Origin of the sequence: Prescottella sp. R16 (assembly GCF_030656875.1) — a bacterium.
Classification (GTDB): Bacteria; Actinomycetota; Actinomycetes; order Mycobacteriales; family Mycobacteriaceae; genus Prescottella.
Genome location: NZ_CP130943.1, coordinates 3,942,903 through 3,956,759 on the forward strand (window position 1 = coordinate 3,942,903; position 13,857 = coordinate 3,956,759).

Genomic DNA, 13,857 nt, shown 5'->3' on the forward strand with positions numbered 1-13,857 from the left:
TTACAGCCGACCGGGGCCGCCGCCGCGGCGTCACACCCGACCGGTCACGGCAGCAGATCGTGGCCGAGGTCGGGCAGGACGTCGGAGACCGCGTGTTCGGGGGCCACCGACCCGAGCCCGCCGTGCAGACCCGCATCGAGCCCACCCTGCAGTGCCGCATCGAGCCCACCCTGCAGTGCCGCATCGAGCCCACCCTGCAGTGCCGTGTCGAGGCCGCCGAGCAGCCCGGCGTCCGAGTGCACGGACCCGAACGCGTCGGTGTCGATGGACGACCACGCGTTGGTGCCGGCGGCGGCGCCCGCATCGACGACGCCCTGCAGTGCCGACGTCACCCCGGTCGTGAGGTTCGCGGCCGCATCCCCCGCCAGGTCGAGACCACCCCCGGCCTCGCCGCCGACGTTTCCGGTCGAGCCGAGTCCGCCACCGGCGCCGATCGCGGCGTCGAGCGCCGCACCGAGGTCGGCGCCGCCCGCGCTGCCGGTACCGAGCAGACCACCGACGGCCCCACCGAGTTCCGTGCCGAATCCGCCCTCACCGGCGAGCAGTCCACCGACGTCGAGGGAGCCGCCGGTGTCGAGGCCGCCGCCGAGAACACCGCCGAGCGCGGCACCCAGGTCGGCGCCCGCCTGACCGCCCACCGAGAACGCGTTCCCGAGCACACCGCCGAGATCGACTCCCGCCTCGAGGTCGAGGCCGCCCTCCGCACCGCCACCGACGGAACCGCCGAGTTGCAGTGCGTGGTCGAGGGCGGTGCCGAGCGACGTCGTCAGATCACCGTCCACCCCGAGAGCACCACCGAGCGCCCCACCGATCGTGGCCCCCAGATCGCCGCCGAGGCTGCCGTCGAGCACCCCGCCGAGGCTGCCGTCGAGCACCCCGCCGAGGCTGCCGTCGAGCACCCCACCGAGTGCGACACCCAGGTCGGTGCCCACCGATCCTCCGGCCGCGAGAGCGGAGGCGAGGGCCCCGCTCAGTGCCGCGGTCAGGTCGGCCCCCAGGTTGCCGCCCAGTTCGGCGCCGAGACTGCCGCCCGCCGTCAACGCCGATTCGAGCGCACCGGTGAGCGACGCCGTCAGGTCGCCGCCGAGATCCAGGCCGCCACCGAGAGCGGCGCCGAGCGAGCCGCCCAGTGCCGCCACCCCCTCGAGTCCTGCACCGAGGCCGGCGCCGAGCCCTCCCCCGAGCCCGGCACCGGCGTCGAGCGCCGCGCCGAAGAGCCCGCCGAGCGCGGTTCCGAGCTCCCCACCGAGCTCACCCCCGGCTCCGAACGCACTCTCCAGCGCGGCAGTCAATGCGCCGTCGATCGACAGCAGTCCCCCCAGGTCCAGGTCGGTCGCGGTCCCGAGGGCCGCGTGCAGTGCGGCACCGAGGTCGGTGACGAGCGACCCGTCGACGTTCAGTGCGCCACCGAGCGCCGCCGCCAGCTCCGCACCCAGGTCCAGGCCGCCGCCCAGGCCGAGAGAACCACCGAGTCCGGCCGCGCCTTCCAGGGCCGCGCCGAGCGCGGCACCGAGCTGGGCGCCGATCGTCCCACCGGCGGCGAGTGCACCGCCGAGAGCGGCCACGAGATCGCCGCCGACATCGATACCGCCGCCCGAGCCGCCCCCGATCGAGCCGCCCAAACCACCTTCCAGGCCGCCGCCCAGACCCAGTCCGGCACCCAACCCCAGACCCGCCCCGAGACCGGCGCCACCCCCGAGTCCCAGGCCGCCACCGAGACCGGCGCCGAGGCCACCGCCGGCCGCCGCCCCCAGCGAGCCGGCGGCACCGGTACCGGCGGCGAGGATCGCGCCCAGGTCCGCGGAACCCGACCCGAACAGCCCGGATTCGGCCACTGTCGGCGCGACGGCCGCGATGTCGGCGGCGCACACGTCCGTCAGTCCGGCCGCGGCCAGTGCCGACTGCGGGTCGGCGCAGTACGCGGCGGCCGCATCCTCGTCGCGGAGGAGTCGGAGAATGAAATCGAGAACTGCGTTGCCGGCCATGTGATCACTCCTGAGGTTCGGGAGGCGTACCGCCACGGTCCGGTCGGACCACAGCGGCGAGAGTGGGGTCCACGCTACGAACCCGGGGGTATTTCGGGAACGGGGTCGGTCCCCCGGCCGTGGTCCGGGTGCCACGCCATGGCCCGGATAGGGGATCCGCAGCCGTTAGGGGGATATCCCCCAACCGTGCCGGACGCGACCGGTTCCCGTAACGAACCGTCTCCCCGCGCCGACAATCGCCATACCACCGGCGGTTCCCCTACCCGCCCCACCCGATGGGAGTGACGCATGTCTGCTGGGCTCGGAGTTGCTGTCGGAACCGCTGATTCGGGCACCGCATACATTTCGGCGGACGGTTCGGTGACCGCTCCGACGGCCACCTCCACCCGACCGACCCCCACCGGCCCCGGCCTGCCCGGATTCCTCGACCGCGTCGGCGACCCGGTGGGCCTGCTCGACGACACCGGCCACGCCCACCTCGGGGAAGACCTGTTCGCAGCCGCCGTCACCGAACTGGTCGCCGACGCCGAGAGGACCGGTCCGGTCGACGCCGTCGTCGTCACACATCCGGCCGCATGGAACAGCTACACCACCTCCGCGCTCGCGGCGGCACTCGACCGCACCGGCCGCGCCCACGTACATCTCGTCCCGGACGCTCTCGCCGCCGCCGCATGGCTCGACGCCGCGCACGGCCCGCGCGGCGACGACGTCGTCGTGGTCTACGACCTGGGCGCGTCCGGTCTCACCGTGACGGTGGTGCGGACCGGTGACGACCCGGTGATCCTCGGCCGGCCGCTGCACTCCGACGAGTTCGGCGGCGACCGGATCGACCATCTGGTGACGCGACACGTCCTGGAATCCGTCGCCGACAAGCTCGACGACCTGGACACGTCCGATCCTGCGACCGTCACGGCCCTGACCGAACTGCGGCGGCGGTGCCGGGACGCGAAACAGACCCTGTCCGCCGACACCGAGGCCGTCGTCCCCGTCGCCCTGCCCGGCCTCGGGACGGACGTGCGGCTCGTCCGCGCCGAACTCGAGGACCTGATCCGCGAACCGCTGTCCCGTTCCCTCGCGCTGACCCGAGAGGCCGTGCGCGGCACGGACGTCGACTTCTCCGACGTCGGCTGCATCCTGCTCGTCGGTGGCGGTGCCTCGATCCCACTCGTCGCGGAACTCGTCTCCGCGGACCTCGGCCGACCCGTAGTGACCGCGCCGGAACCGGCTCTCACCGCAGCGCTCGGTGCCGCGCAGCTCGCGCGCGCCCGGGCGGTGTCCGCAGGCGCCCCGACCGTGACGATGCCGGCCGCGGACGCCTCCGGCACCGACGAGCACCCGGTCCCCGAGACCGTGGTCGCGGGCTTCCCGGGGCGGCGCGGCGGACGGCGGCGCGGATGGAGCACCCGGCGCCGGCTCGCCGTCGTCACGTCGGCGGCCGCAGCGGTCACGGTGCTCGCCGCGGGCGGCCTGGCACTGGGCACCGCATCGAATACCGTTACTCCGCCGGGGATGTCACCGGCCGGCAGCACGTCGGCCGCCGAGACCGTCGGCGCCGATTCCGGAACCGATTCCGGGGCCGGAGCACCGTCCGGCATCGGTGCGGCCACGATCACCGTCGGCAGCGACGGGGTGGCCCGCCCGACGGTGGTCGACGCTGCGACGGGACGCCTCGTCCCGGCCGGCGCCCCCGCGGGCCGGGGAACCGCTGCCGCGCCGGCGGACGGCACCGCACCGAATACGCCCACGGAAGCACCCGCCACCCCGGAAGCACCCGCAGCTCCCGGTATCCCACCGGCACCCGAAGCTCCTGCGGTACAGCCGGTTCCGCAGCCCGTCTACACCCCGCCGGCACCCGACCCGGGTCAGATCGGGACCGGTGTCGGTAACGCGGCCACCGGGATCGGCCGTGGTCTCGGCGGTGTGGTCACCGGGGTCGGCAACGGGGTCGGCGGTGTCGTCGACGGACTCGGTGGCGTCGTCGGCGCCGTCGTGGACCCGGTGACGGGCCTACTGGTCGGCCCCTGATGATGGCGACGACGCGAAGCGACGGCCCTACGGGGCCGTTCGACACAGCACCGTTCCACGCCACGACCGGCGGCTCCGCGCTCGCCGGCATCCCGGGCGCACCCGATTTCCTTGACGGCCTCGCCGCACCGGCCGGGTGCATCCTGGTCCGCGGCGATTCCGGTAGCGGCAAGTCGCTGCTGCTCGGGGCCGCCCGGAACCTGTTCGCGGCCCAGGGACACGACGTGTCCGTCACCCTCGACGCCCCCGGCACCGGGCCGCTGGTGCTCGACGGCGCACACACGCTCGACGACGACGCACTCGCGGTGCTGCGGCAACTCGTGCAGCGCGGTGACCGTCCCGTCGTCGTGTCCACCGAGGCCCGCCCGCACCGGGCCGCCCTGTCCGAGCTGGTCGCGGCCCTGCACAGCCGCGGTCCGGTGGTCGACCTGCGCACCCTCACCGCCACCGAGATCGCGGCCCGCGCCCACGCGCGGGAACTGGCGCTCACCCCGGACCGTCTCCACGCCCTGCACGAAACCAGCGCCGGTGTCCTCGCGGCCGTCGACGCGGGCCTGGACGCCCTGCACGCCGCCCCGGACACCGATGCCGACACGGTCCGGGCGGCGGTGACCGCGCACTGGCACGACGCACTGCGTCACCTCGACTCCGAGATACTTGCGGCACTGTCGTTGTGCGCGTTCGGGTTCGGTATGGACACCGGCGATCTCGCGGCCGTCCTCGAGCTACCGCTGGAGTCGGTCCGCATGCTGGCCGACCGGGCGCGGGCGAGCGCGTTCGTCTCCCGCGCGGACACCACGCCGCCGGCCCTGCGACCCCTGATCGGGGCCGCGACGGGCGTCACCCGGCTACGGGAACTGCTGATGCGGCTGCTGACGGCCCGCGTCGAGTCGTCGACGCTCGACGACGCGACGGCACTGGCACTCGCCGATGCCGGACTCGAGGATCCGCGCCTGGCCCGATTCCTGTGCAACAGCGCCGATTCCGCCGCCCACGGTACCGACGACCCCGGGCGGGCGTCCCGGCTGCTCACCGCGGCGGTCCGGGCCGGGGCGGACGCCGACACCCTGGCGTTGCGCCGTGCCGAGGCGAGCCTGCGCGACGGCGACCTCGACACCGCCGAAGCGCTCGCCGACGCGGTCCTCGTCCGCACCGACACCCTCACGGACGCCGAACTCGCTTCCGCCGTACGGATCTCGGCGACCGTCGCCGCGTGGCGCGGCGCCGTCGTCCGCAGTGCCGACCTCTACGAGTGGCTCGGCCCCGACCGGGTCGGCGGGGATGCCGCGGTCGCCGCGACCGTGCTCCTCGCGGCGGGACGGCCGGAATCGGCGACGGCCGCCCTCGCCGCCGGGCACGCCGGACCGCCCACCTCCGGGACGGCCGGTGCGGCACTGCTCGCCGACGGCGTCGCCCGATCCGTCGAGGGCCGGGGCGGCGCCGCGATGAACGCACTGAGCCGGGCCATGTCGCTGCTCGGTTCCGGGGCGAACACCCGGATCCTGCCCGACAGCGCAACCGCGGTCACGGCACTGCTGTGCCTGCATTCCGGTGAACTCACCCATGCCGATTCGGTGCTGCGGCGGGCTCTCGACGCCGAGCGCGAATCCGGTGACACCCGCATCCGACTGCTCGTGCTGTCCGCGTGGACGGCGATGATCGGCGGCGATCTCGCGGCCGCCGCGGCGACGGTCGCCGCACTGCCCGACGAGCGTCCGCTGCCCGGCCGCGAAGCACTGTGCGTGCACGGGCTGCGGGTGGGACTCGCCCGCCGCAACGGCGACGTCGGCGCCCTCCGGAATGCTTGGGCGGCAGCACAACCCGTCGTGGCCGGCTACTCGGCCGACCTGTTCAGCCTGCTGCCGCTGGGGGAACTGTGGCTGGCCGCCGTCCGACTGGACGACGAACTCCGGATCGCGCACCTCGTCGAGCAGGCGCAGGAACTGCTGGCCCGGCTCGGTGAACCACCGCTGTGGGGGTCGGCGCTGCACTGGTACGGCGTGCAGGCCGCGATCCTCGGCGAGAACCCGTCCCGGCTGCTGCCGCACGCCCGGGCCCTCGCGGCCGCCGCGGAGGTCAGTTCCTACTCGGCCGGTCTGGCCGCCGCCGGACGCGTCTGGCTGCGACTGCTGCGGGAGGAAGCCGACGCGGCCGAGGTCGAAGCCGCCGCCCACACCCTCGAGCGCATCGGATTGCCTTGGGACGGTGCGCGACTGGCCGGCGAGGCGGCACTGCGGGTCCCCGACACGAAGGGAGCGACAGCGCTGCTGCACGTCGCCCGCACCCTCCGGGACACCGCCGCTCCCCCGTCGCCGGCCGCCGACGCGGACCCGGCCGAGCCGGGCAGCACCGTCCTCACCGACCGGGAATCCGATGTCGCGGCGCTGCTGCTGCTGGGGCTCACCCACCGCGAGGTCGGGGCCCGGCTGTACATCGCACCGAAGACCGTCGAACACCACGTGGCCCGGATCCGCCGCCGCCTCGGCGCGCAATCCCGGTCGGAGCTGATGTCGATGCTGCGGGCCCTCGGATACGGCGAGCCGAGCCGGGGCGATTCCCGGCGCAGCCCTGCCGCGTCACCTATTGTTGGTGGCTGATCCCGAACCCCGTAAGGAATACAAGTGCGTACCTCGCTGGCGCCACGCGCCTCCGTGCAGTCGTCGGCCCGGCGTGTCGCCGTCGTCGGTTCGTCCCTGCTGCTGCTCGCAGTGCCGCTGGCCGCGTCCACGACCGCGCAGGCCGCCCCCGCCGAAACCGGTTCGGTCCGGCAGCTCGCGGCCGAGGAACTGCCCGCCGACCTGGTGGAGGCCATCACCCGCGACCTGCACATCAGCCCGCAGGAATACCTGGATCGGGCCGCCCGCGCACAGGAACTCGACGCGTACGCAGCCGACTTCCGGGCGTCGCACCCCGACGAGTTCGCGGGCGCATGGATGGGCCAGGACGGGCATCCCGTCGTCGCGGTGACCACGACGACGGCCGCGCAGACCGCCACCCGGGACGGCTACCGCACCCACGTGACCCCGGTGTCGCTCGAGGGGCTCGAGAACTCGCTGGCCGACTTCAACCGGTGGGTCACGAGCCTGCCGCAGCAGATCGCCTCGCAGATCGGGTCCGCCACGATCGACCTGCTGAACAACCGGATCGTCGTCGACATCGCGAACAGCCCGGCCGGGCGCGCGATCAACCTGCCGACGCTGCTGGCCGACGTCCAGGTGAAGCTGACCTCGTTCGGTCAGGCCCCCGTCGACCGGTCCACGATGGGCGGCGACACGTACGTGACCGTACCCGGATCGATCGCCGGCGCCGACCCCGCCGACATCGGCATCTGCTCGTTCGGGTTCAACGCCACCGACCGGAACGGCACACCGATCAACATCAGTGCCGGACACTGCGATCCCGCACCCGGCTCCGGTGCCGGCGTGTACCTGCCCAACCGTCAGGACGTCGGCGCGAGCGCCCGGGTCGGCACGTTCGCCACGTCCCAGGTCGGTGGCGCCGAAGAACTCGACTACTCCCTGATCCGTCTCGACGACGCGGGTGTGCAGGCCGGCCTGGACCGTCCGACGGTCCGCGGCGCAGGCGGCAGCACCCTCACCGTCACCGGCACCGCCGTCCCCGTCGTCGGCGCCCCGATCTGCAAGTCGGGTCAGACGTCGGCGTTCACGTGCGGCGTCGTCTCCGCCGACCGGGTCGAGGCGTCGCTCATGATGTTCGACGGCTCCGCCCGCACCGTCCGCGGATTCGCCGGCACCGCCTGCACCCTCGCCGGGGACAGCGGCGGCGCGATCGTCACCGGCACCCTCGCGCTCGGCATCACCAGCGGCTCCAACTCGAGCGGCGCCCCCAACTGCACCGAGGCCAACCTGGTGCTCGCGATCGACGGCGGCACGTCCAACCTCGGTATCCCGATCCAGGACATCACCGCGGCCGCCGACGCCGCATCCGGCGGCGGATTCGGTGCCGGGCTCACCCTGCGCACCGCCCCCGGTAACGACTGACCATCCTGTTACGCCCGATTGCTCGATTCGGTGGGCAGAGCGGTGTCGACGCCATATAGTCGATCCCGACTCGGGGGCACCCTCACAGCGGGTGCTCCTTTCTCTGCGCGCCTCGAGGACCACGGGCGCAGGGCAGACGACAGAAAGGCCCCCATGCGCAGCTCGCTCGCCCGTGCCGCAGTCATCGGCTCGACCGCTCTCCTGTTCCTCGGCCCCGCCGTGTCCGTCGCACAAGCGGAACCCGCCGAACCGGGCGTCTCCGACCAGGCCGCGCACCTGCCGGTCGAGTTGGCCGACGCCCTGCAGCGAGACCTGCAACTGTCCCCCGACCAGTACCTCGAACGCTCCGAACTGGCACAGAAGCTCGCCGAGTTCGCCGCGATCGCCCGCATCCAGTTCCCCGACACGTTCGCCGGAGCCTGGATCGCCCCCGACGGCACCCCCACCGTGGGCCTCGCCGCCAAGGACCGCGACGCCGCCCGCGCCGAAGTGGAGAAAGCCGGATTCACCGGCAAGGACGTCGACCGCAGCCAGAACCAGCTCGACGCCACCCGCAGCGCCCTGAGCGGCTGGGTCGACAAACTGCCGCCCGAACTGGCCCAACTGGTCCGCGGCATCACCGTCGACATCGCGAGCAACGACGTCGTCCTGCGCGTCGACAACACCGCCGTCGACCTGTTCACGCTGCTGCCCCCGTTCCTGCAGGAAGCGGCCCGTGTCGTCCTCGGCCCGGAGATCGTGCCGCTGCAGCCCGTCGAACAGGGCCCGGTCGCCGCCACCTACGCGCCCGACGCCTTCCTCGGCGGCGACCCGTACGCGGCCTACGGCGGCGGCATCGGCCTCAGATGCTCGCTCGGCTTCAACGCCGTCGACGCCGGCGGCGCCCCCGTCAACATCAGCGCCGGACACTGCGACCCCAGCCGCACCTTCGCCGGCACCGAACACGCATCGCAGGCGTACACGATGACCGGCGACAGCTCCGGCCCCATGATCGCCACCTTCCAGAAGACGAACCTCGACGGCATCGACTACTCGATCCTGCGGCCCACCGCCGACTCCTCACAGCGGTTCGTCAACAACGGTGTCCGTGTCCCGGGTGCCGCACCACTGGCCATCACCGGCACCGCCGACCCCGTCGTCGGCGCACCCGTCTGCAAAGCCGGCAACACGTCCGGCTTCAACTGCGGCGTCGTCACCGCCGTCCACCAGGTCATCCCCGTCGGCCAGCGCGTCCTGAACGACGGCTTCGCCACCGACCTGTGCGCCCTCCAAGGCGACAGCGGCGGCCCCATCGTCACCGGCACCCTCGCCCTCGGCATCTCCAGCGCCTCCAACGTCGGCAACTACGGCAGCTGCGACGTCGCCGGATTCGCCACCTCCGCCATGGGCGAGAACCCCGAACTGTTCGCCACCCCCATCAACGCGATCCTCGCCGAAAACCCCGGACTGAAGATCCGCACCTCGTAAGAGACACCGGCCACGAGAAAGGCCCCGCCCCCGGAAACCGGGAGCGGGGCCTTTCTCGTTCGACGCGTGAAGTTACGCCGGGGGGTTCATCATGGCGGAGCCGTTGCCGGCGAGGACCGCGCCACCGCTGACGATGGTGCCGACGACGCCGCCGATACCGGCAGCCGTCGGGATACCGACCGAGCCACCAGCTAGGCCAATCACAGCACCGATTGCGGTGCCGAGCAGCGAGCCGATCGTGACGGCATTGCCGACACCGCTGGCGAGCTTCTCGAGGTTCTCGGGGCTGAAGTCGAACGGCTCGGCGACGTCGGAGACGGGGGCGGCCACGTCGACGGCCTTGGCCTTGGCCGGGTCGGTCTCCGGGGTGAGCGTGAGGGTGCGGCCCTGGTTCTCGATCAGCGGGGCGATCGAGTACTCCTTGCCACCGAACTCGATGGTGAGCGGCAGCGTCTGCAGGACGGCGCCGGCGTCGTTGCGGAGTTCGACGAACTTGCCGTCGGAGGTGAGGTGGAATCCGCCGAATTCGAGGACGGTGACGACCGAGTCGCCCTGGACGGCCGTGTGGTGGCCGATCGTGTTCTGAACCGGCGCCGGATTCTGGGCCGGGGTGGCGTACGCGGTGCCGGCGGAGACGCCCAGGGCAGCGATGGCCAGTGCCGACGAGACGGCGAACTTCTTGAGCTTCATAGGATGCTGATTCCGTTCTGTGATTGCCACGAATGGCCCCCCGACCTATGTAGTTTCCCAGTGTCGAACGCGCCGATATCCCCCACCCGCGCGAACAGGTCGACGAGAACCCGATGCCGGCGAAGCATAACCCAGCCCTATCGGGCGCATCTCGCGAACGTCCGGGAAACGTCGAGTTAGGACTACCTGGGCGATGCCGGTCACCCCGGCACCCCCTACCGTGAATCGGATCGAAACCGAACCGCGCGGTTCCCCCCTCCGGTCCGACAGCCCTCGTGCGGATCCTCACAGGCTCTTCCGAGCGAGGCTTCGAGGTGCAACCATGCAGGACAACGAGCCACGCGCTATGTTACCGACAGGTAGTACCCTCAAGTTACCGGCAGGTAACTTAGTAGCGGTTACGATCTGTGGGCTGACCCCGGGCCGCACGCGTGCTGCCCCGAAACGAAAGGCATCGACATGAATGCCCTGACGATCACGTTGGGCACCGTCGGCGCGCTGCTGAGCCTCGTCTGTTGGGCCTCGTTCCTGAGCGGGGCCTGGCGGATGGCCAAGACCGTGCAGATCGGTCAGCCGGCGCCCGACCGCTGGCGACCCTTCTTCCCACGCTTCAAGCAGATGATCGTCGAGTTCATCGTGCACACCCGTATGCAGAAGTTCCGCACCGTCGGCTGGGCGCACTGGCTGGTGATGATCGGCTTCCTCGGCGGCTTCCTGCTGTGGTTCGAGGCATACGGCCAGACGTTCAACCCCGAATTCCACTGGCCGCTGTTCGGTAACACGTGGGCCTGGCACCTGTGGGACGAGATCCTCGGTATCGGCACCGTCGTCGGCATCCTGGTGCTGATCGTCATCCGTCAGCTCAACCACCCGCGCATCCCCGAACGGCTCTCCCGTTTCGGCGGCTCCGTCTTCCCGGCCGCATACTTCGTCGAGATCGTCGTCCTCATCGAGGGCCTCGGCATGATCCTGGTCAAGTCCGGCCGCCTCGCGATGACCGGGCACGCCAACCCCGCGACCGACTTCTTCACGATGCAGGTCGCCAAGCTGCTGCCGTCGAGCGCCGTGCTGGTGTCGGTGTTCGCGTTCGTCAAGCTGATGTCCGGCATGATCTGGCTGTTCGTCGTGGGCCGCAAGATCACCTGGGGTGTCGCATGGCACCGCTTCTCGGCGTTCCCGAACATCTACTTCAAGCGTGAGGACGACGGCGACGTCGCGCTCGGCGCCGCCAAGCCCATGATGTCGAAGGGCCGCGCCCTCGACATGGAGAACGTCGACCCCGACACCGACACCCTCGGCGCCGGACGGATCGAGGACTTCTCGTGGAAGGGCTGGCTGGACTTCACCACCTGCACCGAGTGCGGTCGCTGCCAGAGCCAGTGCCCCGCCTGGAACACCGGCAAGCCGCTGTCCCCGAAGCTGCTCATCATGTCGCTGCGCGACCACGGCTACGCCAAGGCGCCGTACCTGCTGGCCGGTGGCCGCACCGACATGGGCGGCGACGAGGTCGGCCTGGTCGACGCCGAGGGCAACCCGAACGAGGCCGCGCTCGCCAAGATTCCGGCCGACGCCCGCGCCGAGGCCGAGCGCAAGCTGGTCGGCGAGACCGCCGAAATGGTCGCCGCCGGTGAACTCGCACCCGTCATCGACACCGAGACCCTGTGGTCGTGCACGTCGTGTGGCGCGTGTGTCGAGCAGTGCCCCGTCGACATCGAACACGTCGACCACATCATCGACATGCGCCGCTACCAGGTGCTCATCGAGTCGGAGTTCCCGTCCGAGCTCGCAGGTCTGTTCAAGAACCTCGAGAACAAGGGCAACCCGTGGGGTCAGAACTCCAAGGACCGACTCAACTGGATCTCCGAGATGGACTTCGAGATCCCGGTCTACGGCAAGGACGCCGACTCCTTCGACGGCTACGAGTACCTGTTCTGGGTCGGCTGCGCCGGCGCCTACGAGGACCGCGCCAAGAAGACCACCAAGGCCGTGGCCGAACTGCTCGCCACCGCGGGCGTCAAGTTCATGGTCCTGGGCGACGGCGAAACCTGCACCGGCGACTCGGCTCGCCGCGCGGGCAACGAGTTCCTGTTCCAGCAGCTCGCGATGCAGAACATCGAAACGTTGGGCGAACTGTTCGACGGTGTTCCGCAGGAGCGTCGCAAGATCGTCGTCACGTGTGCGCACTGCTTCAACGCCCTCGGCAACGAGTACCCGCAGGTGGGTGGCGCCTACGAGGTGGTCCACCACACGCAGCTGCTCAACCGTCTGGTGCGGGCCAAGAAGCTCGTCCCCGTCGCGAAGGTCGAGGAGGACGTCACCTACCACGACCCGTGCTTCCTGGGTCGCCACAACAAGGTGTACGACGCGCCCCGTGAGCTGATGGAAGCCACCGGCTCCAACCTCAAGGAAATGCCGCGTCACGGCGAACGCTCCATGTGCTGTGGTGCCGGCGGCGCCCGCATGTGGATGGAGGAACAGCTCGGCAAGCGCATCAACATCGATCGCGTCGACGAGGCACTGTCCACCTCCCCGAAGAAGATCGCGACCGGCTGCCCGTTCTGCCGCGTCATGCTCACCGACGGTGTCACCGCACGCCAGGAGTCCGGTCAGGGCGAGGGCGTCGAGGTCGTCGACGTCGCACAGATGATGCTCGAGACGGTCACCCGCCTCGACTCCGCGCAGCTCACCGCGAACCTCGTGGTGGAGCAGCAGGAGAAGGTTCTCGCCGATTCCCCGGTCGCGGACGAGGTCGTCGCCGAGGTGGAGGAAGCCGAACGCATCGAGGAGGTCGAGCAGGCAGCCGCTCCGGCGGCTGCGGCACCGGCCGCGGGCAAGGGCCTGCAGATGAAGGGCCTCGCCAAGGCTCCCGGCGCGAAGGCACCGGGCGGCAAGGGCCTGCAGATGAAGGGCGCCGCCAAGGCACCCGGCGCGAAGGCTGCCCCCGCGGCTCCGGCAGCCGAGGCCGCTGCTCCCGCTGCCGAGGCCCCCGCTACCCCGGCTGCCAAGCCGGGTGGGCTCGCCATGAAGGGCGGCGCCAAGGCACCCGGCGGCAAGGGCCTGCAGATGAAGGGCGGCGCCAAGGCTCCCGGCGCGAAGGCCGCCCCCGCGGCTCCGGCAGCCGAGGCCGCTGCTCCCGCTGCCGAGGCCCCCGCTACCCCGGCGGCCAAGCCGGGTGGGCTCGCCATGAAGGGCGGCGCCAAGGCACCCGGCGGCAAGGGCCTGCAGATGAAGGGCGGCGCCAAGGCACCGGGCGCGAAGGCTGCTCCGGCCGAGGCTCCTGCTGCCGAGACTGCACCGGTTACCGAGGCCGCACCGGCCGCCGAAGCGAAGCCGGTCCCGCAGGCCAAGCCCGGCGGGCTCGCCATGAAGGGCGGCGCCAAGGCACCGGGTGCCCGCAAGGCCGCCCCGGCCGCTGCCCCGGCTGCCCCGGCCCCGGCTGCCGAAGCACCGGCGTCCGAGGAACCGGCTGCCGAAGCACCGGCGTCCGAGGCCCCGAAGGCAGAGACCCCGAAGGCAGAGGCGTCCACTCCGGCGCCGCCGCAGGCCAAGCCCGGCGCACTCGGCTTCAAGCCCGGCGCCAAGGCCCCGGGCCGCAAGAAGTAGCAGTACCGACCAGTGCCCCCACCGTCCGCGGTGGGGGCACTGTCGTGTCCGGGCACTGTCGCAGGGCGAATGCGCCAGTCGCAGAA

At 71.8% G+C, this 13,857-nt stretch carries 7 protein-coding genes; 5 read left to right on the forward strand and 2 right to left on the reverse strand.

Annotation, left to right across the window (positions count from 1 at the left end; genetic code table 11):
• Positions 1 to 44: 44 nt before the first annotated feature.
• Positions 45 to 1,985 (reverse strand): IniB N-terminal domain-containing protein, encoded by a 1,941-nt coding sequence (locus tag Q5696_RS18575; protein ID WP_305092724.1) that lies wholly within the window; start codon positions 1,983 to 1,985, stop codon positions 45 to 47.
• 360 nt (positions 1,986 to 2,345) lie between these two features.
• On the opposite strand from Q5696_RS18575, the gene Q5696_RS18580 reads away from it, so the two are divergent.
• From Q5696_RS18580 to Q5696_RS18595, 4 genes are all read left to right on the forward strand, one after another.
• A complete protein-coding gene (locus tag Q5696_RS18580) occupies positions 2,346 to 4,010 on the forward strand; it encodes an Hsp70 family protein (RefSeq protein ID WP_305092725.1) in 1,665 nt (554 codons plus the stop codon).
• A 2-nt stretch (positions 4,011 to 4,012) separates the two neighbouring features.
• Positions 4,013 to 6,607, forward strand: coding sequence for a LuxR C-terminal-related transcriptional regulator (locus Q5696_RS18585; protein ID WP_305092726.1), 2,595 nt, complete (start codon positions 4,013 to 4,015; stop codon positions 6,605 to 6,607).
• A gap of 24 nt (positions 6,608 to 6,631) precedes the next feature.
• A complete protein-coding gene (locus tag Q5696_RS18590) occupies positions 6,632 to 8,011 on the forward strand; it encodes a S1 family peptidase (RefSeq protein ID WP_305092727.1) in 1,380 nt (459 codons plus the stop codon).
• Positions 8,012 to 8,164: 153 nt separating this feature from the next.
• Positions 8,165 to 9,478, forward strand: coding sequence for a S1 family peptidase (locus Q5696_RS18595; protein WP_305092728.1), 1,314 nt, complete (start codon positions 8,165 to 8,167; stop codon positions 9,476 to 9,478).
• 72 nt (positions 9,479 to 9,550) lie between these two features.
• On the opposite strand, the gene Q5696_RS18600 is transcribed toward Q5696_RS18595, so the two are convergent.
• The gene (locus Q5696_RS18600) at positions 9,551 to 10,168 is read right to left on the reverse strand and encodes a DUF8020 domain-containing protein (RefSeq protein WP_305092729.1); all 618 of its coding nucleotides are present in this window, start codon (positions 10,166 to 10,168) and stop codon (positions 9,551 to 9,553) included.
• A 459-nt stretch (positions 10,169 to 10,627) separates the two neighbouring features.
• Here Q5696_RS18600 and Q5696_RS18605 point away from each other — a divergent pair, with 459 nt between their 5' ends.
• Complete coding sequence (locus tag Q5696_RS18605) at positions 10,628 to 13,771, forward strand: (Fe-S)-binding protein (RefSeq protein ID WP_305092730.1); 3,144 nt, start codon at positions 10,628 to 10,630, stop codon at positions 13,769 to 13,771.
• Positions 13,772 to 13,857 lie beyond the last annotated feature (86 nt).